The organism is Chryseobacterium sp. MYb7, assembly GCF_002979455.1.
Taxonomy (GTDB): Bacteria; Bacteroidota; Bacteroidia; order Flavobacteriales; family Weeksellaceae; genus Chryseobacterium.
Genome location: NZ_PCOU01000001.1, coordinates 341,617 through 362,422 on the forward strand (window position 1 = coordinate 341,617; position 20,806 = coordinate 362,422).

18 protein-coding genes are annotated in these 20,806 nt (G+C 35.7%); 7 read left to right on the plus strand and 11 right to left on the minus strand.

Going from position 1 to position 20,806, the window contains the following annotated elements; translation table 11 throughout:
• Window positions 1-92: 92 nt before the first annotated feature.
• The 8 genes from CQ046_RS01560 to CQ046_RS01595 form a co-directional block, all read right to left on the minus strand.
• Window positions 93-2,240 (minus strand): T9SS type B sorting domain-containing protein, encoded by a 2,148-nt coding sequence (locus tag CQ046_RS01560; RefSeq protein ID WP_105700565.1) that lies wholly within the window; start codon window positions 2,238-2,240, stop codon window positions 93-95.
• 101 nt (window positions 2,241-2,341) lie between these two features.
• Complete coding sequence (locus tag CQ046_RS01565) at window positions 2,342-4,438, minus strand: T9SS type B sorting domain-containing protein (protein ID WP_228406836.1); 2,097 nt, start codon at window positions 4,436-4,438, stop codon at window positions 2,342-2,344.
• Window positions 4,439-4,468: 30 nt separating this feature from the next.
• The gene (locus CQ046_RS01570; protein ID WP_105700567.1) at window positions 4,469-5,080 is read right to left on the minus strand and encodes a hypothetical protein; all 612 of its coding nucleotides are present in this window, start codon (window positions 5,078-5,080) and stop codon (window positions 4,469-4,471) included.
• A 304-nt stretch (window positions 5,081-5,384) separates the two neighbouring features.
• Complete coding sequence (locus CQ046_RS01575; RefSeq protein WP_105700568.1) at window positions 5,385-6,620, minus strand: MFS transporter; 1,236 nt, start codon at window positions 6,618-6,620, stop codon at window positions 5,385-5,387.
• 92 nt (window positions 6,621-6,712) lie between these two features.
• A complete protein-coding gene (locus tag CQ046_RS01580; RefSeq protein WP_105700569.1) occupies window positions 6,713-7,075 on the minus strand; it encodes a hypothetical protein in 363 nt (120 codons plus the stop codon).
• 69 nt (window positions 7,076-7,144) lie between these two features.
• Entirely contained in the window at window positions 7,145-8,644 is a 1,500-nt protein-coding gene (locus CQ046_RS01585) for a GH3 auxin-responsive promoter family protein (protein ID WP_105700570.1), read from the minus strand.
• A gap of 135 nt (window positions 8,645-8,779) precedes the next feature.
• Window positions 8,780-9,073, minus strand: a complete 294-nt coding sequence (locus CQ046_RS01590; protein ID WP_105700571.1) for a hypothetical protein — start codon at window positions 9,071-9,073, stop codon at window positions 8,780-8,782.
• A gap of 185 nt (window positions 9,074-9,258) precedes the next feature.
• Window positions 9,259-9,654 carry a hypothetical protein gene (locus CQ046_RS01595; protein WP_105700572.1) on the minus strand — a complete coding sequence of 132 codons (396 nt, stop codon included), beginning with the start codon at window positions 9,652-9,654 and terminating at the stop codon, window positions 9,259-9,261.
• Window positions 9,655-9,904: 250 nt separating this feature from the next.
• On the opposite strand from CQ046_RS01595, the gene mfd reads away from it, so the two are divergent.
• From mfd to pth, 7 genes are all read left to right on the plus strand, one after another.
• A complete protein-coding gene (gene mfd / locus CQ046_RS01600; RefSeq protein ID WP_105700573.1) occupies window positions 9,905-13,273 on the plus strand; it encodes a transcription-repair coupling factor in 3,369 nt (1,122 codons plus the stop codon).
• Between the two features lie 373 nt (window positions 13,274-13,646).
• The gene (locus CQ046_RS01605; protein ID WP_105700574.1) at window positions 13,647-14,468 is read left to right on the plus strand and encodes a hypothetical protein; all 822 of its coding nucleotides are present in this window, start codon (window positions 13,647-13,649) and stop codon (window positions 14,466-14,468) included.
• Window positions 14,469-14,470: 2 nt separating this feature from the next.
• Window positions 14,471-15,292, plus strand: coding sequence for a hypothetical protein (locus CQ046_RS01610; protein ID WP_228406837.1), 822 nt, complete (start codon window positions 14,471-14,473; stop codon window positions 15,290-15,292).
• A gap of 7 nt (window positions 15,293-15,299) precedes the next feature.
• Window positions 15,300-16,037, plus strand: coding sequence for a hypothetical protein (locus CQ046_RS01615; RefSeq protein WP_105700576.1), 738 nt, complete (start codon window positions 15,300-15,302; stop codon window positions 16,035-16,037).
• A 152-nt stretch (window positions 16,038-16,189) separates the two neighbouring features.
• Window positions 16,190-17,065, plus strand: coding sequence for a hypothetical protein (locus tag CQ046_RS01620; protein WP_105700577.1), 876 nt, complete (start codon window positions 16,190-16,192; stop codon window positions 17,063-17,065).
• A gap of 99 nt (window positions 17,066-17,164) precedes the next feature.
• Window positions 17,165-18,103, plus strand: coding sequence for a hypothetical protein (locus CQ046_RS01625; protein WP_105700578.1), 939 nt, complete (start codon window positions 17,165-17,167; stop codon window positions 18,101-18,103).
• Window positions 18,104-18,189: 86 nt separating this feature from the next.
• The gene (pth, locus tag CQ046_RS01630; protein WP_105700579.1) at window positions 18,190-18,753 is read left to right on the plus strand and encodes an aminoacyl-tRNA hydrolase; all 564 of its coding nucleotides are present in this window, start codon (window positions 18,190-18,192) and stop codon (window positions 18,751-18,753) included.
• Between the two features lie 129 nt (window positions 18,754-18,882).
• Here the strand turns inward: pth and CQ046_RS01635 are convergent, their stop codons facing one another.
• From CQ046_RS01635 to CQ046_RS01650, 3 genes are all read right to left on the minus strand, one after another.
• Window positions 18,883-19,404, minus strand: a complete 522-nt coding sequence (locus tag CQ046_RS01635) for a hypothetical protein (RefSeq protein ID WP_105700580.1) — start codon at window positions 19,402-19,404, stop codon at window positions 18,883-18,885.
• A 295-nt stretch (window positions 19,405-19,699) separates the two neighbouring features.
• Entirely contained in the window at window positions 19,700-19,942 is a 243-nt protein-coding gene (locus CQ046_RS01640) for a hypothetical protein (RefSeq protein ID WP_105700581.1), read from the minus strand.
• A 405-nt stretch (window positions 19,943-20,347) separates the two neighbouring features.
• On the minus strand, window positions 20,348-20,806 hold the full coding sequence (locus CQ046_RS01650) for a hypothetical protein (RefSeq protein WP_105700583.1): 459 nt from the start codon (window positions 20,804-20,806) through the stop codon (window positions 20,348-20,350).

A 20,806-nucleotide genomic window follows, 5' to 3' on the forward strand; every position in this document is an offset into this window, starting at 1 on the left:
CTTTCGGAAAATACTGTAGACAGGAGGTTGGTTGTGTTGATAAAAAAAATCACCCCGTTCTGAGGTGATTTTTTAAAAAGATTCAGTAAAACTTATTCTTTATTTTTTACCAATACCCATCCGGAGTATTTAGTTTCTGTACTGTTTTTGTTGTTTTCGTTCCATGAGATCGTATACCAGTAAGTTCCTGTAGGAATTTTCTTACCGAAGGCAGTTCCGTCCCATGTGAAATTTCTCATTTTGTCAGCTTCATGAAGTTTGTTTCCGTATCTGTCATACACAATGAAGACAAGGTTTTTCTTGTATGCAAGTGCAGAATAGTCAATAACATCATTGATGTTGTCTCCATTAGGAGTGATTGCGTTAATAAGATTAGGAACCGTAACAGTCACCTGAATAGGAGTACAGTTGTAAGTATCTTTTACATAGATGGTATTCTCTCCTCTTGGAAGTCCACTGAATGTATTAGAATCCTGCCATTTGATACCGTCTACAGAATATTTGTAAGGAGGAACTCCGCCTGTAGCAGTAACTGTAATGTTGTTATTTGATATTTCTATTCCTGAAATTACAGGCTGAAGACTTGCATGTATACGTACTTCCTGAAGAGTGAAACATTTTCCGGTCTGAAGTTTCACCCAATATACACCTACTGGTACATTGTTAATAGATTGTGTTGTTTCTCCGGTACTCCATTCGTAGCTGACAAATCCAGGACCAGCATCCAATGTCGTTTTGCTTTCAGCACAAATTGTTTTGTCTTTTAATACTGCTGATTTTACAGGCGGAAGTACTTTCAATTCTATTTTGGCAATTGAATAACACTGCTTGTCATTATCTACTCTTGCATATACCGTTTTACTTTCTGAAAGATAGTTGAATGGGGTTGCAATCGGGTTAGTCTGTGCTTTAGCATCAGCTACTGATGTGTAATATTTAATAATCGTTCCTGTAGGAGTTGGAACTGCTACACCAATATCTGCTTTAGAAAGATCGAATGTTGAACGGGTAACATCGTTATCAATATAACAGTTTTGGATTACAGCATCTTTTAATACAACCGTTGGGTAGAACAATAGTCTTATCGTAGTAGTTGCTATACATCCGAAAGTAGAAACTACTTTCACGTATATCGTTGTTTCCGGAGAAACATAGTTAGCAGGATCAGTGATTTCGTTGATCCCTGCATTCATGTCAGCAACAGTAGCATAGTACTTAATGGTTGCTCCAGGGCCGCCAAATACATTGGCTGTTGTTAAATTATATTTTGCGGTACCTGCTCCATTATTATTACAAGAATATAGAGTAGCGGTGTTTGCTGAGATGCCTACATTTACAAACTTAAACTTCCCTGTTATGAAACATCCGTTGATAGGATTGGTAGGGTTAGTTGGGTCTTGGTATACAATTCTGTAATAATATGTTGTTGTTCCGTCTACAGTTGTTACCGTAAGAGGGTTTTGTCCTGTAAGAGCGTCATTGGTTGTTTTATGATAAGTAACCTTGAAATTAGAGCTGTTACCATTAATAATAGCAGCGGTAAGTGTTGTAAAATCAAACTGTGTAGGTAGTGCACAAACCATCACCTGGTTAGGATCATTAGGAGTAGCTCCCGGTATTCCCGGAGCGATAAATGGGTAAGGCGAAAGCACAGGATCGTTAAATGCAGAGCTTAAGCTCGCAGTACCAGACCATTCTAAAGAAAATCCATTGGTGGATCTACTGAAGTTGTCAATCACCAAATAATATGTTTGACCTACTAATACATTCAAATAAGGGCTCCATTTACCGTTGTTCATACTTGCTGTAGTACCAGGAGGGTTGGTAGGAAATACAGCCGGTGGAGCAAGAGCAAGGTCCAGACCTGTGTCTCCCGGAGTACCGCTATAGTTACATCTTATTGGCTGTATGAATACGTGATCCGCATTCTGTAAAGAAGCACATCCGTTTGCTGTAGGTCCATAGACTGCGAAATCATAATCATCACCCTGATCGTTAGGTTTTATTTTAAATGCCAGTGTTCCTGGTGTGGATACAGTAAAGGTATACCAAACGGTATATCTCTCATTCGTACTAAGACATCCTCCGTTTTGGTTAAGGATTTCTATAATATTCCCTGGGCCTGAAGGAGTGTACGAAATGTCAGAGTTACCACAGATGGGGATGGCCGTGACACAGTCTGACTGTGAATAAGCCAATTGTGTTATCAATAAAATAAAAAGGAGTAGTATTTTTTTCATTGTTAAAAGTTTTTGTTAAACCAAACTGAAATCAATAATTTTTTTTCTATGATTTGTAAAAGAAAAAGCCGCCAAAGCGGCTTTTTCTTATTATATGATGATTATTCTCTGTTTTTTACAACAATCCATCCTGAAAACTTGAAAGGAGTATTCTTTTTGTCATTCTCATTCCATGTTACAGAATACCAATAGGTACCTGTCGGGATTTTCTTCCCGGCAATAGTTCCGTCCCATTTGTATCCGTTAGATTTATCTCCCTGGTGGATTTTTGTTCCGTATCTGTCAAAGATACTTAAAACAAGGTTCTGTTTATCTGCTATTGCAGAATAATCTACAACATCATTCACACCATCCCCGTTTGGAGTAATCATATTGATAAGGTTAGGAACCACTATTGTCACTTCAATAGGGTCACAATCGTAAGCATCTTTTACATATACTTTGTAAGTTCCTCTTGCGATATTAGAGAAAATGTTAGAGGTCTGCCACACAATTTTATCCATTGAATACTGGTAATCCGGTGTTCCTCCTATTACATTGATTGTTAGTGTAGTGTTGGATATATCAACACCTGTTACCACGGGCTGTTCAGAAGGATAAACAGTTACTTTTTGAGTAGCGATACATTCTCCTGTTTTTAATTTTACCCAGTAATTTCCTACTCCAACATTTTTGATAGACTGCGTAGTTGCTCCTGTGCTCCACTCATAGCTGCTGAATCCAGGACCTGCATCAAGAGTTGTAGTATCTTCCATACAGATGATTTTGTCTTTCAGAACACTTGATGTTACAGGGGCAATTACCGTTAAGGTAATTTTTGCAACAGTATAACATCCGCGGGTGTCTGATACTCTAACGTATACAAATCCATTTGGAGCAATATAATTATTAACTGTTAATATTTCGTTTGTTGCATCTATGGCGTCTGTCAATGATGGGAAATATCTTTTGGTTGCAGTTCCTGTAGGACTTGTAACCGGAGCATTGGCAAGATTGAATAACGCTGTAGATGGGTTTGATTCTATGAAACAAGATCTTATTGACGCATCTGTTGCTGTAACCAAAGGATAGAATTTCAGAGTAATTTCAGCGGAAGCTGTACATCCAAATTCGTTGATTGCTTTTACAAAAACTGAACCTTCTGCAGAAACAAATACATAAGGGTTGGTAATCTCATTAGTGCCGTTCGTAAGATCATACATAGAAGGATAATACTTTAATATATGATTAGGAGCAGCTCCCACAGTTGCTGTAGACAGATCATACGTTGCCGTTCCAGAACCGTTATTACTACAAGAAGTAAGGGTAGCAGGGTTTAATGTAAAAGATTTATCAATGAATTTAATCTGTCCAAATTCTCTACACTGATTTAAAAAGCTGGTTGGGCTGTTCGGATCAACATAACTGATGGCATATGTATAATTGTTAGCCACATTAATATTCGTAGGTGCAGTAATAGGATTGTTATCATCTAATGCGTCTGTTGGTGAAGCATAGTATTTTACAATAAAATTGGAGTTACCATTTATGATCTGTGCAGAAAATGTAGAAAAATCATAGTTTACAATTTTACCACATACAGGTATTTCTCCATTTTGGGTAGGGCCAGGCTCTAAAAACGGATGTGGCTGATAAACCTGCGCAGAGTTATTATCAAAAGGAGTAAGAAGTTTAGCTGTTCCTCCAAAAGTTAAGGTAAATGGCGCAATGTCTATAGAATAGTTATTTAAAAGAAGATGGTATACCTGTCCAGGCAGCACATCAATATATTTTACATAGCCATCACCTCCTCCGTTTTCAGTAGTATCAGTAGAAGTCATATTAAGCCCGGTAGGGTTAATGATAGTAGAATTCACGCCGGCATAAGAACATCTCAATGGAGTAGCTGTTGTATTGGCGCAGTTAAAGTTAGGGCCGTATAGGGCAAAATCATAGTCAATCCCTACTGCAGTAGGACCCGTAGGAGTTACTACAAAAGTCAATGTTCCTGCAGTCTCTATACTGAAAGTAAGCCATATAGAGTTACTTTCTCCGTTAGGACCCAGACAGCCTACCTGGCCTTCTTTCACGCTTCCCCAGCCATTAGGTGTAAGAGAAATAGCGGCGTCACTGCATATTGGGATGGCGGAAATACAGTCTTGCTGTCCAAACGCCACTTGAGCTAAGAAAAGTAGAAAAACGAGTAGATATTTTTTCATGTTGATCATTTTAATTTTTTTATTTCCAGATTATTGGACAGTGGGTACCAATTGTTTTCCCCATGAAGGAGATTTGCTGTCTGAAGAATTTTGGTTAGAAAATTCGCCTAAAGCCTTACGGTATAAAATGTCTGCATTGGATTTATCTCCTGATTTTTCTTTGATTTTTGCTTGAAGAACAGCCAGTCTAGGATTATTGCTGGAGCTTGTTTCAGCTTTTGCTATGCTTTGAGAGATCGCATTCAGATCCAACTGATTGTTTTGTGAACCATCAATCTGTATTTTCTGAAAATACAGTAAACCTAATAATATGTTCACCTCCGCATTGTCTCTTTGGATAGTCCATATTCCTGTAGCTATTTTTCTGGCTAAAGCATTGTCGTCCATGAGACTGGCTCCCGGAGCTTTGTTTAGCAGGGTTTCATTTTTAAGGTATAAAGAAACAACAGCATAGTATTTGGCCTGCCATGTTTCAGTAGTTTTTGCTGTTGAAAATTTATTGAAAAGATTGTCGTAGTCATTGGTTGTCTTGGAGCTATTAAGCTGCAAGACGCTCTGTGCTAGTGCTTTGTCGGTGAAAGTCTGGGCTTTAACCCAACAGCTTGCAATGAAAAAGCTTAAAGTTAGTAAAAGTTTAGTCATAGGGGGATATTTTATCAAGCAAATATAAAAAATTATTAACGTTAAATTAAAGATTTTGAGATATATTTAATGAAACTAATATATTGGTTTATAATGTTGTATTTTATTTTTCCGGTGCAATTATGTGGAGATCGTAAAGATATAGGTTGTTTCGATAAATATTTGTGGTGTAAATATCATATTGGCCTTAGAAAAAATAGCTATAAAACAAAAAACAGAATAGAAAACGTTCTATTCTGTTTTTAAGTATTTCGAATTACGGTTTGTTCCGTTTAAAATCTGAAAAGGGTTGAGAAATAATAAGTTAATATTGCATTTTTCTCAGTTTAGGATTCGTGCTTCCTACGATTAAAGCCACCAAAACTGTCATGCAGCCTCCAAATACAACAGAGCGTACAACCCCTAATAATTTGGCCATAACACCACTCTCGAACTGCCCCATTTCATTGCTGGACATGATGAAAATTGAATTCACACTCAGAACACGCCCTCTTATATGATCAGGGGTTTTTAACTGTACAATTGTCCCCCTTATGACCACTGAAATTCCATCAAGCATTCCACTCATCACAAGGAACATGAAAGACAGCCAGTACAATTTCGATAAACCAAATCCAATTATACAAAGCCCAAATCCGGTAACAACGGCAAGAAGTATTTTTCCCTGATTTTTTCGAAGCGGAACTATAGATAGAATCGTAATGATACACATGGAACCAATGTCAGAAGCAGCATTCAGTAAGCCAAAACCTTCAGCCCCGGAATTTAAAATGTCCGTAGCAAATACGGGGATCATAGCCACTGCGCCACCAAAAAGTACCGCAAACATATCAAGGCATAAAGCTCCCAGAATTTCTTTGGTTTTAAAAATATAAGAGATTCCTTCACGCATACTTTCTACCACATTTACCGTTTCCTTTTTATATTCTGAATGTTGCTTTTTAAGCTGCCAGAAAAATAATGAAGCAACAAAAATTAATGCTAAAATAGCAACCAATGTCCATTTTACACCGATAAATCCAATAAGTATACCTCCTACCGCATGTCCGCATACAGAAGATATCAGGAACGTTGCCTGATTCAATGTGACAGCGTTGGGCAGGTTTTCTTTCTTTACAATTTTAGGAATCATGGAAGGAACAATTGGTCCGATAAACGCTCTTGCTATTCCGGTGAAAAAGATAACTCCATAAATATAATAGGTAATCTGATGGCCTGTGAAATGCATTTCTACATCCAGAAATGCCGGAATCAGCAGAAGCCCAATCAGGAAAATATAAGCGTAATTACAGATGAGAAGCAGTCTCTTTTTTTCATTCATATCAATAACATGCCCGGCATACAGCGCACAGCTTACAGCGGGAATTACTTCAGAAAGTCCAATAAGACCTATTGAAAAAGGATCTTTTGTTAATTGATACACCCACCATCCTAATAACGTGGCAAGCATTCTGAAAGCTAAAACAATAAAAAATCTCCCGGTGAGAAGATTTCTGAACTCGACATTTTGTAATGTCTGTAACGGGGTAAAGGAAATCATGAACAAAAATAGCCCTAAAAATTTATTTAGGACTATTCATATGACAATTTTTGAAAGATATATTAAATATATCTCAAAAGATAAAATCTATTTTAGTCAGCTCTTGAAGAACTGATTACGATGGCAGCAACACCTGCAGCACCAATAATAGTAGCGCCTGCAGCAATTCTTGCTTTTCTTCTGTCTTTTACAGCAGCTACATTAGCTTTAGGAATCACTACTTCTGTACTGTCTTTCTTACCCGCTGTACCTACAAGATTATCACCAACGACGTTTCTGAACAGGATGGTCTGTTTTGGAGAACCATCTCTCATGGTTACTTTGTATACCTTTCCGGCTTCAAGATTAGAGTAATTGTTTTTTGAAATATCTTCGCTGTATTTTGTAGTAGCACAAGATGTAATAACAAATAAAGATGTTAGTAAAGACGATTTCAACAGTACAGATGCTTTCATTATTTTCTTTTAGTTTTTCAAATTTATAATTTTTTTCGAATATACGTTTTCGGAATTGAAAAAATGTGATTATTTTTTGTAAATTTCCAAGAGATCTGCAATGTTTCTGTCATTGGCCAATCTCGGTGTTTTATTTTGACCTCCCAGTTTCCCTTGAGATTTTGCATATTCATGAAACGCGTTCTTTTTAAGTCTGGTAAGCTGAAGTTTCTGTAAAATATTTCCCGCAATCAAATCATCATAATAGGTATTTCTTGCTCTAAGCTGCTGGTCCAGCTCATTTCTAAATAATTCCAGGTTCTCAGGTTCTTTTTCAAATTCGATCAGCCATTCGTGATAGGGAAGTCCTTCCTGTGGATTTACCTCAGGTGCAAGATGAAACTCCGTGATCTGGGCAGGATATTTTTCAAGAGTAGCTTTCATGGCTTCTTCCACTTCAAAAGCAATCACGTGTTCTCCGAAAGCGGAAGTAAAATGCTTCGTTCTGCCACTCACCAATACTCTGTACGGAGCTTTGCTGATGAATCTCACGACATCCCCGATGGAATATGCCCATAATCCGGAATTGGTGGTCAGGATCAGAGCATAGTCTTTATTAAGCTCAATTTCTTTTAATGTTAATCTTCTTGCGTTAGGTTTACCATATTCTTCTAAGGGAATAAATTCATAGAAAATCCCATGATTGGTTAAAAGCAGTAATCCTTCCTTTGTGTAATCATCCTGAAAAGCGAAAAAGCCTTCAGAAGCTGGAAATGTCTGAATAATATCTACTTTTCCACCCAGTAAATCTTCCATTTTATCACGATAAGGTTCGTAATTAACCCCTCCGGTAACGATAAGCTGTAGATTTGGGAAAAGCTGTTTGATTTTTTTACCATGTCTTTCGGTCAGCTTCTCAAAATACATGATTAACCATGGTGGAATTCCTGAAATCAGCGTCATATCTTCGCGTTCTGTTTCCTCAATAATTTGGTCTACTTTCGCTTCCCAGTCTTCCATAATATTGGTTTCCCAGCTTGGTAATCGGTTTTTCTGAAGATAATTAGGAATGTGATGGGCTACAATGCCGGATAATCTTCCGGTTTTTATTCCAAAAACTTCTTCCAGTTCCGGGCTTCCCTGTAGAAAAATCATTTTTCCATTCACAAAGTCTGCATTATTCTTTTTGCTGATATAATGAAATAAGGCACTTTGGGCTCCTGCAATCTGAAAAGGCATTCCTTCTTTAGAAATAGGAATATATTTAGATCCGGAAGTTGTTCCTGAAGTTTTGGCGAAATATTCCGGAGTGTCTGTCCATAAAATATTGGCTTGACCTTTTTTTACCCTTTCAATATAAGGCTTCAGATCTTCATAATCGGCTACAGGAACTCGATCCTGAAATTCTTTTACAGAATGGATGTTTTCAAAATCATGTTCGCGCCCAAAAAGTGTCTTTTGAGCCGTGTTCACTAGAGAAAGTAATAAATCCTCCTGATTTTTCTCTGCATTTTTTTTGAAATCCTCTGCCTTTTGAACATGTTTCTTTGCCCAGATAAGCGCCGCATTTTTCTTGAAGAAGTTTAACATGGGTCAAATTTATAAATAAGTAAAGAATCTGGAATCATTTTTTACGAAGCTTCACATAAAAAACCGATAGAACAAGTTCCATCGGCTTTTTCGAAATTTGATTATGAAAATAACAACTATATGTTAATGTTGTACTTATTTGTTTGCTTTGTATCTTTTATCCGGAGTACCGTCTTTTTTAAGATGTTTATTTTCTTTGTATCTCTTATCTGGAGTACCATCTTTTTTCATTTTTGCAGCCGGCTGTGTAGGTTTTGCAGCTTTAGCATCCATTGCCGGTTTTGCCGCTTTTACTTCTGCAGGCTTAGCAGCTTTTACTGTAGTTTTTACAGGTTGATGAGGCTGAGCGCTGGTAGCTGGAGCAGTTTGCTGAGCAGTTGCAAGTCCTAATCCCAGGATCAATGACATTGCTGATAAGAATTTTTTCATAAGAATTATTGTTTGTTTTTTTTTAGCTGAATAAAGATATACAAAAAGCAGGCTAGAAAATTCAGATTTTCAACCTTAACTAAAGTTTATTACAGCTTAAAAAAAAATTAAAACACCTCATTTACAATGAAAAAGCCTGTCTTCATTTCTGGAGACAGGCTTGCATAATATATAAATAGACATGGCTAGCGCGTACAATTGGCTGTCCACGTTTTGCCATCTTTCATGTACAGGATTTTTAGAACATTGTTGTCAATCCTGATATAGGAAGTTGCTGTAGAACCTATCATAACAAGAGTATGATCTCCTTCCTGATTAAACTCTATTCCGTTAAGATCCGGAATACTGTTCGAGAAAGCGAAATTATATTTGGTTCCGCTGGCGATCTTCGTTACAAATACACTTCCATTATCTGTGCTGATATTGGTAGAACCTCCGTCTTTATAAGAAACACTTCCTTTATAAGTTCCTGCAAAAAATTCGTTGTTTACAGGGTCGTCATCCTTGCTGCACGACGAAAAAGATACTGCTGTAAATACCAACAGCATCATCACTCCTAAGATTTTAATTGCTTTTTTCATAATACTATTCTTAATGTTTGGTTAGGCTGGAAGTCCCAAACACTATGCCATGTGAAAATAAATGAATTTTTTTAACGAATTGTTAGAAGAAATTGTAAAAATTTAAGATTTTCAAGCTAAATGCTTCATTTTGAATCGAAATGTCAATCGGTTTTTAAAGAAAGAAAAAAAATATACGTACCTTTGTATATCAGTAAACGGTTTCGGAAAACTCCCGAAATCGCTTTTGTCGTTTATACCAATACTATTTATGCAATTAAAATCCATCAACGAAAAGTTTCTTCCAGATCTGATGCAGAAAGAGTTCGGAAAAGAAATTTTCACGCAGTTAGAAAACAGTCAGCATATTGCCGTAAAAGGAAGTGCCGGATCTTCAGTTTCTATTTTTGTGGCTGAGCTTTTTTTGGTTCAAAAGAAAAATATTCTTTACCTGGTAGATGATAAAGAGGATGCATTGTATGCCAATACGGAAATGGAAGACCTTCTAGGTAAGGATAAGGTACTGTATTTTCCTGCGACTCATGTTGAACCTTATCAGGTAGAAAAAACACAAAATGCCAACCTGGTTTTAAGAACTGAAGTTCTCAATAAAATCAATTCCGGAAGATCTCCGAAAGTCATTGTGGCTTATGCCGGAGCTTTGTCTGAAAAGGTTTTGAAAAAAGAAGACTTTAAAGCGATTTCTCATCATATAAAAGTAGGAGATCAGCTGGACTTTGATTTTGTAGACGAATTGCTCAATCACTATCATTTCCAGCAGGCTGATTTTGTTTCAGAACCGGGAGAGTTTTCAGTAAGAGGAGGTATTGTGGATGTATTTTCTTTTTCAAACGAAAAACCTTACAGGATTACTTTCTTCGGTAATGAGGTGGAAAGCATTAAAACCTTTGATATAGAAACTCAGCTTTCGGTAGGTAAAGTAAAAGATTTTCAACTGGTTTCCAATATGAACTTCTCTGTAACAGGAAGCAGAGTGTCTCTATTGCAGCTATTGCCTAATGAAAGCTTTGTGGTTTCTAAAAACGGAATGATTGGTATGCAGAAAATCAGGACATTCTATGAAAAGTCTCTGGAAAAATATGACACTTTAAATAAAGATATCGCCCACAGAACGCCACAGGAGCTTTTTATTTCAGATCAGGAGTTTTTATTTGATTATAAAAAATTTAAGACGATTGATTTTGGTGGAGCGGTTATTGAAGGATTAAAAGAAGTCACAGAAGTCAAAATGGAGCAGGTTCCACAACCTTCTTTCCATAAAAACTTTGAGCTGCTTATTGAAGATATTGAAGAAAAACAAAATAATGGATTTGATACCTGGATTTCCTTTTCAACAGAAAAACAGAAGGAAAGACTGGAATCTATTTTTGAGGAACTGGAACATGAACTTCCTTTTAAAAGTTTTAAATCTGAACTTCATGAAGGATTTGTAGACAACGGGCACAAATTGCTGGTTTACACGGATCATCAGATTTTTGACCGTTATCAGAGATACAAAGCGAAAAATACTTTTGCAAAATCTGAGCAGCTTACTCTGAAGGATTTGATGTCATTGAAAATAGGGGATTATATTGCCCATATTGATCATGGAATCGGGAAGTTTATGGGGCTTGTAAAAGTAAATAATGATGGTAAGATTCAGGAATGTTTTAAACTGACTTATAAAAATGGAGACTTATTATATGTAAGTATTCACTCTTTGCATAAGATCTCGAAATATAACGGACCGGATGGAAGGGAGATTGTGTTGAGTAAGCTCGGTTCTCCGACCTGGAAATCATTAAAACAGAAAACCAAAGCTAAAGTAAAACAGATTGCTTTTGACCTTATTCAATTATATGCGCAGAGAAAAACGGCAAAAGGTTTTGCTTATACACCGGATTCTTATCTGCAGAATGAACTGGAGGCAAGCTTTATCTATGAAGATACTCCGGATCAGGAAAAAGCTACCATAGATGTAAAAAAAGATATGGAAGCTGATACCGTTATGGACAGGCTTGTTTGCGGTGATGTAGGTTTCGGTAAAACGGAAGTTGCGATTCGTGCGGCATTTAAAGCGGCAACAGATGGTAAGCAGGTTGCTGTATTGGTTCCTACCACTATTCTTGCTTTTCAGCATTACAGAAGTTTTAAAGAAAGATTGAAAGATTTTCCGGTCAATGTTGCTTATGTCAACAGATTCAGGACAGCTAAGCAAAAATCAGAAACACTAGATGCTTTAAAGAATGGGAAAGTAGATATTATCATTGGTACACATCAGTTGGCAAGCAGTTCGGTAAAATTTAAAGATCTTGGCTTGCTGATTATTGATGAAGAACATAAGTTTGGCGTTTCAGTAAAGGATAAGCTGAAAACACTTAAAAATAATGTAGATACGCTTACCCTGACAGCAACACCTATTCCTAGAACATTGCAGTTTTCTTTAATGGCGGCAAGGGATTTGTCTGTTATCAAAACTCCACCACCAAACAGACAGCCTGTAGATACGCAGTTGATTGGATTCAGTGAGGAAATACTTCGTGATGCCGTTTCTTACGAGCTTCAGCGAGATGGTCAGGTTTATTTTATCAATAACAGAATTGAAAACCTGAAAGATATTGCCGGACTTATTCAGAGGCTGGTTCCGGATGCAAGAGTGATTACAGGGCATGGGCAGATGGAAGGAAAGCAGCTGGAAAAGAATGTTCTAGATTTTATGGAAGGAAAATATGATGTTCTTGTTTCCACGACTATTGTAGAAAGTGGAGTAGATGTTCCGAATGCCAATACTATTTTCATCAATGATGCACAGAGATTTGGTATGGCAGATCTTCACCAGATGAGAGGAAGGGTGGGGCGTAGTAACAGAAAGGCATTCTGCTACCTGATCACTCCTCCTTATGATATGATGACTTCTGATGCAAGAAAGCGTTTGGAAGCTATTGAACAGTTTTCTGATTTGGGAAGCGGTTTCCAGATTGCAATGAAAGACCTTGAAATTCGAGGTGCGGGAGACCTTTTGGGTGCTGAACAGAGCGGATTTATCAATGAGATGGGGTTTGAAACTTATCAGAAACTGATGCAGGAAGCTTTAGAAGAGCTTAAAGATGATGCTGATTTTGAAAGTCTGTTTGATAATGAAGAAGACAGACAGAAGCTGTTTAAATCTGTGAAAGATGTTAATATTGATACAGATTTAGAATTGATGTTACCGGATTTCTACATCTCTAATACGGAAGAAAGATTATTGTTGTATCAGAAAATTGCAGAAATTACGAATGAGGCAGATCTTCATCAGTTTGAACTTGAATTGATTGACCGTTTTGGTGCATTGCCAAAAGAAGCGGTAAACCTTTTGAAGAGTGTTTCACTGAAATGGCTGGCTGCAGATATTGGTTTTGAAAAAATTGTTATGAAAAATGGGGTGTTCCTTGGATACTTCCCTGGAAACCCTCAGGATAAGTTTTATCAGACGGATAGATTCAGGCATATCATTAATTATTTAACCCGAAATCCTGCCGAAGCCCAGCTGAAAGAGAAGTCCGGGAAAGAAGGTAATCAACTGATGATGAGAAAAGAAAGGGTGAAAAATGTGGATGAGGTGAATATGCTTCTGAAGGCTATTATTGAACATAATTAAATTATAAATTTTATTTATTGTAAATAAAATCATGATAAATATAAAAAGCGCATAGAAATCTTAATTTTTATGCGCTTTTTTTGTGATTGTTATCATGTTTTTATCTGCTAATATTCAAGCTTAAGAGAATTAAGCCCTTTTTGAGGGGGCTGAAGTCACTTTTTAATGATTAAAAAATATCCTGTAAATCCCCGAACAGTAAGGGTTTGGGGCATTAATTTGTTTTTATACTATAGGAAAAGTGGAGTTATGTAGTAATAATTCTACTTTTATGTGTGATTAATTCTATTGTGTAATGTGTTTATTTCTATAGGTTTATGAATGTATAACTGGAATTTTTAGGTCTTCATTGCGTACCTTTGCAGTCCTTATTATGAAAAAAATTATATATTGCTGCGCGGCTGGATTTCTTTCTTTCTACGCCAACGCACAGGTGGGCATCGGTACTGCAAAGCCGAAATCCGTTCTAGATGTGAATGGAAAATCCACCTTAAGAAAAGAACTTAGAGTAGGCGGGACTTCAACTCAGGCTGGCGAGGCTGGGTTAAACGGCCAGGTTTTGGTTTCTCAGGGTGAGGGTTTACCTCCTGTGTGGAAATCTTTGAACGTTTCCTTTATGGAAGAGGGACAGTATAAGCTGATCAATTCTTATCTGTCGTCGGATCAAGCAGGGGTTACATCTCTTTCTAACGGTATTGCCGGGGATAATATCTACACAAACAAAGTGGGAGACAATGTCTCTGATGCAGCTAAAGGAAACTGGAAGAAGATTGATGGGCTTAAAAATACCTTTACCATTAAAAACGGGAAAAACAGAATCACCTATCAATTCCAGACAGGGATTGAAATGAAAGCACAGTCATCTACTGCTATAGAAAGTGTGAGGTTTGCCTGTGGTGTTTTCAGAAATGGACTGTTAGTAGCTGTGCGCCCGGATAGAATTGCTTCTAATAATAACACAGGGAAAAATGGTCTTCAGGATTATATCTTCACCCTTAATTATACCGAACAAAATGTTCCCATAGGAGTTCACAATATTGAAATTGCATGCCGAAAGATTGATACATCAAATTCTGCTTCAGAATTTGCAATAGGACGCAATGTACAGACTTCAAGTGGAGTATCCAGTGCATTTACTCTGGAATCTACCATGAAAATGGATGTTATCGAATACGTGAGCTATAAAAACAACTAATGATGAAAAAACTATTATCAACTCTGCTTTTTACTTCGGGACTTCTGGCAACCGCTCAAGTAGGAATAAAAACAGATGCTCCAAAAGCAAAACTTGACGTAAACGGAGATATCAACTTCAGAAACAAAATTGGTGTTTATAATTCTGCAGATAATACGATATTCCAAGGGAATAATGATCAGCTTCTGGTTTCCAGAGGAGAAGGTTTCCCACCGATCTGGAAATCACTTCGTATTCCTGAATATGAACCGAATAAATTTTACCTGATTTATAACAACTCTTTTTCAGATAAAGTAGGAACTTCATTTACAGCTTCCGATGATTCTACAGTGGCTTTCTCTTCAAGAGGAGCAACTTTTACGAAAGGAAAAGAATTGAGTACGCTTTCGAATTTTAAAAAAATAGATGGGCTCTCAAAGACGATCAGCGTATTTAGTTCTCAAAGTAAAGCTTACTTTCAATTTGAAACAGTGGTTCAGGCAGACTTTGGAGCTGTAGGTACAGCGGCAGATACTTCAATAGATTATGCTTGCGGTATTTTTGTAGACGGTAAACTAGTGAATCTGAGACAAAGAAATTTAAAGGCGATTACCACTTCATATCCTTTTCTTACCCATACCCAGATCGGGATTGTAGATAACCTTGGCACAGGAAACCATTCCGTAGATGTTGCCTGTACAAGATTAGGGTCTTATGGAGCTGCTGGCAACACCCTTACGATAGGAACTAATGTATATACTAATATTAATGGATTTATCTCACAGTCATCTCTTAAAGTAGATGTATATGAAGTTCCTCAAGTGTTTAACAACATTATAAACTAAGCAGATCATGAAAAAAATACTATTTGTAACGTCACTTCTGTTAACTGTTGCTGCAACCGCACAAGTGGGTGTTGGTACTCCAAGTCCAACTAATATGCTGGATGTGAACGGAGATCTTAATATCAGAAAAGAATTAAGAACTGGAGGTACAGATGCACTGAGAGGATCTGCCGGAACAGCAGGGGATATTTTGCATAATAATACGGACTTGAATATCAATGACTGGAAAGCGATAAAAATTGCTGACGGACAGGGAAGTATGTCTGTGTTTTCTATTAATACAGTTTCAGATAAGACCGGAGTGAGTTTTTCCGGGACTAATGGTTCAACAAACCCTTATAATGAGGGAGCAGCCCTTACTACTGACTGGTCTGTCCTTACAGGAACGATAGATAGTTTCTCTGTAACTAATCAAACGAATAAAGCAACTTTTTCGTTTCAAACAACGGTACAAAAAACAGGAGCCAGTTCTGCCAGCTTTGCTTGTGGGGTATTTGTAGATGATCAGTTGAAAGCGGTAAGAACAGATGTATTGCTTGGAGATCCCGGAGCCTATAAAATCTTTAATCTGAATGCTACCCTTACTAATCTTAATCCTAAAAATGATTATAAAGTTAAAGTAGCCTGTACCAAAAGAGCCATTTCCGGATCAACACTTGGGGTGGGAACAGCAGTGAATACTACCTTCCTTAATAGTGACATGTCACAATCTGTTTTGACAACATCAATATTGCAGCCTTATTAATTTTCATAATAATACAATATTTGGAAATCTAAAAACGTTATGTTTTTAGATTTTTTTTGTTGATTAACTCTATTTCTTGTGAATTTGTTCATATAAATTGAAGTGTATTATTAAAAATTGAATTATATTTGGACAAGCTAAAAAAATTCTATATGGTAAAAAACTATTTTTTTAAAATGTTTGCCGGTATTGCTTTTCTTGCGCTGCTGACAGCATGTAATACTACCTCAGATCCTACAGAATCTATCCCGAACCCGGATGATGGACCGCCACCTAAAAAAGTTTTAGCAAAGGTTACTTCTAACAATGTTTCTCAGGAAGAATACACTACATTGGCTGTAACCGGAGATTTGCAGGCAGCAGTCTCTAAAGATGAATTTGCCTCCGGAAGTGCTTATTTTACAGGGACAGTAACCTATACCAACAAGAATATTACTAAAATTAAATATGTAAGCTCTGCTTCATCAAGCCTTGTTTATGAATTTAATATTGTTCCGGATGATACTGGTAAAAAGATTTACAATGCAACTTCTACAGCAACAGGAGCTACTCCGTCTGCATCTGTAGTAAGTGATTATGCATTTACGTATGATTCTGTAACTAATAAACTTACCAAAATTCTTGAGAAAAGAAAAGAAGGAGGAATTAGTGCTTATAACAGATTTATAGACTATAGTTTTGTGTATAACGGAAACAATGTTATTCAGGTTGTCTGCTCCAAAGGATTATTGGATATCAACGGAAACCCGAACATGACAACAGCGGTAATAAGCAAATATAGCTTTCAAAACTATGATGCTCAGAAAAGCCCGTATTCTACACTTCCATCAGTCTATTTCATTACACGAAGTCTGATCAGTCCGGTTAATTTCTACAAGATATCTCCGAACAATCCTACTTCAATGTTTATAGAATTGCCGTCACCGGCTGCTCCTGTTAATACAGCTCAAAGTTATTCTTATGACAATCAGGGATATGTGGTTGTAGAAAAAAATCAGAATATGGCTTTTACCTATAAAAATTTATAGGAGAAAGATAGTCATTAATCTTACCGGAATATAAATAATAATACAATTTTTAGGCAAAAAAAAATTATATTTGTCAAAAAAATAATCAATTACAAGGAAATGAAACAAATTTTCTATTTTATTTTACTAATCGCAGGTTTTTCCTCAATACATTCCTGCAAGAGTTTACTGGATGAGGATGGGAATCCATTGTTGGATCTTAACAATACAAACGGATTAAGCGGTCCGAGAGCATTATACAGAGAAATTACGGATGAAGATACTATCGCAGAATATCAGTACAGCGGACTTCTTGTGACTAAAGTAATCACAGACAGTGCTTCAATAACTAATATTATGTACAGTGGTGATAAAATCAGCCAGATTAATTTTAATGGGTTTTTAGATTTAGATGATGATGGTGAGCTTGATAAAGATAGTGTGTCTTATACCCAATTATTTACTTATGGAAATGGAGGTAGATTGGATAAAATTTCTGAAAATCGTTCTATTTTTAGAAGACCGCCACCTGTTCCACCAGCAACAACTCCAGGCCCGCAGACCCTTTTAGGAAAAGAAAAAAAACAGTATGAATTTAAATATGTTGCTGCTTCAGCAAAGCTTGATTCTATAATTGGGAAGAGTGGTATTGATGTTGCCGGAACTCAATTTAAATTTACTGAATATTCGAGAACCGGGTTTACCTATATTGGAGATAATGTTTCTAGAGCTGTCAATTTTATTGGGCAGCTGACTGGTACTAATGGTGATGTTTTTCAACCACCTCTTGAAAAGTACGGTTTTGATTTTTATGCTTATGATAATCAGATCAGTCCATTCACACTATTGCCAACAGCGTATAAAATTTCAAGAATTCTATCTACAAATAATTATGGTGAAAGCCATCTTTTTTCACCTAATAACCCGAAGAGAGTATCATTAACGGATCTTACTACTCCTATCCCAACTCCAATTGTATTGAGTACCAATTACGTTTATGATCCTCAGACCTATATGACAAAAGGATACGGCGTTAATTACATCTATAAACCACAATAGAAGAATTTTTTAATAATATTCAAACTCAATCTTTCCTAAGATTGAGTTTTTTATTTTTTATCCCTTAATTTTGCAAAAAATTTCTGATGAAATATTTAATTGTCGGGCTTGGTAACAAAGGCTCAGAATATGAAAATACACGACACAATATAGGCTTTAAAGTAGTCGAAAAAATAGCGGAAACTCTTGAAGTATCATTCAATACTTCCAACTTTGGCTGGCTGGCAGAAGGAAAACACAAAGGCAGAAAGGTTTTTGTCCTTAAACCGGATACCTACATGAATCTTTCCGGAAATGCAGTGAAATACTGGATGCAGAAAGAAAATATTCCTTTGGAGAATGTATTGATCGTTACTGATGATCTTGCTCTTCCTTTCGGAACCTTAAGATTGAAAGGAAAAGGTTCTGATGCGGGGCACAATGGGCTTAAAAATATCAATGAAGTATTGCAGACCCAAAATTATGCAAGACTGCGCTTCGGAATCTCTGCAGATTTTTCTGCCGGGAAACAGGTAGATTATGTATTGGGAACCTGGAATGAAGAAGAAGTCGGAAAGCTTACGGAAAGAATTGAAACTTTTTCCAAAGCCAGTCTTTCTTTTGTATTTGCAGGATTGAATAATACAATGTCAGCCTTTAACGGGAAATAATTTCAAACTGAGATTATGGAAAATCTAAAATCATAATAGTATCTAAAAGAATGACTACCCCTTTTTTGAGGTAGTCATCTAATTATCATTTTAAGAATGATTATTTATTGCTTAAAATTAACACTGGATTTATTTAAAATCTGTAGGTATAAATTCCTCTAATTTAGAAATGTCAATTTTCTCACTTTGCCAAAAGTGTTCAATTTTCATCAATCTCTCTAAATCATTCCATAAAATCATTCTGCCTAAAACATATGAATAGTATTCAGCAATGTCTATTCTTATTCTTTCAATTCCTAAATGGTATTTTTGAATATCTGAATGGAGTGCTTCATCAAATTGAAATAAGAGTTTGCAACAATATAAGACTTCGTCCTGTTTTAATGGGAAAGTTTTAAATACAATTGGTCTTAGCCTATTAAACAAAGATTTATTTTGAGGTATAAAATGAAAATTCTTAAAATCTGTTTTAGGTAAATTAAAAGTATTAATAAGATATTGAGCGATTTGAGAAGGTGATATAATATTTTTAAAATAATCCTGTAGCTCATCCCAAGTAGTCCACTTATTCCTATCAAGTGAAAGATCGACTAATCTTAAGTAAGCATATAAAAACAATAATTGTGAATAATTTATTTGAATATTTTTCATAATATAGACTTAGGTGTAGGTTTAAATTTACATACATCTTTTACTAGCCTTTTTAAAACAATTGCGTATTAACTACACGCAATTGCTAATGAATTGTGAAAACTTGAAAAATTATTTTATAAACTTTAACTCTTCATTAATATATAAAATTGACTATTTTCTCTGGATCAGATACTTTTATTATTTCAGCTTCTTCACAATAAAAATGAATACTATCATTTTCATAATCTTCCACTAAAAAATTTATTCTCTCTAAATTATTATCCGAGATATCTATAATATCGAAGCCTGAAATTTAATGTAATCCTGAGCCATTAAAATCAATTTTTAAACTTGATATTGATTTAAATGTTGCAGATACTTCAAAAAAGTTTTTTGATGAATCTGGCCATCCACTTATATTTTCTCTTAATTGGCAATAAAAAATAATTAATAAATTATAATTTGACCATTCAAGAGATTTAATAAATGCTATGTCAGAGGGCTTCCAATCACTATAAATATTTGTTATTTTTTCTGAATTTATTATTTTTTTCATTTATTCCAAAAATTAAAAACTGTTTCTTTTCCTTTTATTGGATCAAAAGCTGGTCCGTATTCATATTGATGCAAGTGTGGAAGACTATGGTTTATCGGCCTCATATGATAAGAGAAATCAACTCTATATATTTGACGACCATAATTATCATATATAACTCTTGAAACTTCTATGCGTCCAGTCCTCCCGCTAGACCTTATCCAATCCATTCTGTTTGTTCCAAGGCTTAAGTGCATAATTTACATATATTTTAAAGTCAGTTTTTTTTTAAACTATTGCGCGTTAATACACGCAATAGTTAATAAATTAATAAGTTTAGCTTATTTTTTCACTGCTCTACTAATTAATGATATTCTTATGTAGTTTTCCTAAGCTAAAACAGAATTTATTATGCTTTATGGTCGATCAAATCTTGGGTAGCCTTTCGGGTTTTAGCCAAAGAGACACAAATTCCTTATTACCATCGATAATAGCTACGCAATTATTAATAAACTCAACAGCATTCCCTTTTTTTTCAGGGTTTCCAATACATAGCCATCCACTTTGGACATTGACAAACATTGGTAAATTATCTGGAGTTATCCTATAAGAAAAACCTTCTTTTAATTTATCTTCGACTTTTAAAGTTCCAGTTTTATATTTAGGAGGTTCATAATTGAACTTTTGCCATTCTTTATATCCACAAAATCCCCAAATTTGCACAATTTTATTATCATCAGCTGTTGAAAGGTTTAATTTGTTTATTACAATATCGAAATTTATCTCTTTTATCGACGGTTCTGTATCGAAAGAGAACTCTTCAGCATCGTAGTTTAAACGTTTAGATTTTTCTATAAAATCTTTATGATCAATTATAAATTTCAT

What these genes read in the sequence shown, in the direction of transcription:
- CQ046_RS01560 (WP_105700565.1), bottom strand. Translation starts at nt 2,240, where the DNA reads ATGAAAAAAATACTACTCCTTTTTATTTTATTGATAACACAATTGGCT.
- CQ046_RS01565 (WP_228406836.1), bottom strand. Translation starts at nt 4,438, where the DNA reads ATGAAAAAATATCTACTCGTTTTTCTACTTTTCTTAGCTCAAGTGGCG.
- CQ046_RS01570 (WP_105700567.1), bottom strand. Translation starts at nt 5,080, where the DNA reads ATGACTAAACTTTTACTAACTTTAAGCTTTTTCATTGCAAGCTGTTGG.
- CQ046_RS01575 (WP_105700568.1), bottom strand. Translation starts at nt 6,620, where the DNA reads ATGATTTCCTTTACCCCGTTACAGACATTACAAAATGTCGAGTTCAGA.
- CQ046_RS01580 (WP_105700569.1), bottom strand. Translation starts at nt 7,075, where the DNA reads ATGAAAGCATCTGTACTGTTGAAATCGTCTTTACTAACATCTTTATTT.
- CQ046_RS01585 (WP_105700570.1), bottom strand. Translation starts at nt 8,644, where the DNA reads ATGTTAAACTTCTTCAAGAAAAATGCGGCGCTTATCTGGGCAAAGAAA.
- CQ046_RS01590 (WP_105700571.1), bottom strand. Translation starts at nt 9,073, where the DNA reads ATGAAAAAATTCTTATCAGCAATGTCATTGATCCTGGGATTAGGACTT.
- CQ046_RS01595 (WP_105700572.1), bottom strand. Translation starts at nt 9,654, where the DNA reads ATGAAAAAAGCAATTAAAATCTTAGGAGTGATGATGCTGTTGGTATTT.
- mfd (WP_105700573.1), top strand. Translation starts at nt 9,905, where the DNA reads ATGCAATTAAAATCCATCAACGAAAAGTTTCTTCCAGATCTGATGCAG.
- CQ046_RS01605 (WP_105700574.1), top strand. Translation starts at nt 13,647, where the DNA reads ATGAAAAAAATTATATATTGCTGCGCGGCTGGATTTCTTTCTTTCTAC.
- CQ046_RS01610 (WP_228406837.1), top strand. Translation starts at nt 14,471, where the DNA reads ATGAAAAAACTATTATCAACTCTGCTTTTTACTTCGGGACTTCTGGCA.
- CQ046_RS01615 (WP_105700576.1), top strand. Translation starts at nt 15,300, where the DNA reads ATGAAAAAAATACTATTTGTAACGTCACTTCTGTTAACTGTTGCTGCA.
- CQ046_RS01620 (WP_105700577.1), top strand. Translation starts at nt 16,190, where the DNA reads ATGGTAAAAAACTATTTTTTTAAAATGTTTGCCGGTATTGCTTTTCTT.
- CQ046_RS01625 (WP_105700578.1), top strand. Translation starts at nt 17,165, where the DNA reads ATGAAACAAATTTTCTATTTTATTTTACTAATCGCAGGTTTTTCCTCA.
- pth (WP_105700579.1), top strand. Translation starts at nt 18,190, where the DNA reads ATGAAATATTTAATTGTCGGGCTTGGTAACAAAGGCTCAGAATATGAA.
- CQ046_RS01635 (WP_105700580.1), bottom strand. Translation starts at nt 19,404, where the DNA reads ATGAAAAATATTCAAATAAATTATTCACAATTATTGTTTTTATATGCT.
- CQ046_RS01640 (WP_105700581.1), bottom strand. Translation starts at nt 19,942, where the DNA reads ATGAAAAAAATAATAAATTCAGAAAAAATAACAAATATTTATAGTGAT.
- CQ046_RS01650 (WP_105700583.1), bottom strand. Translation starts at nt 20,806, where the DNA reads ATGAAATTTATAATTGATCATAAAGATTTTATAGAAAAATCTAAACGT.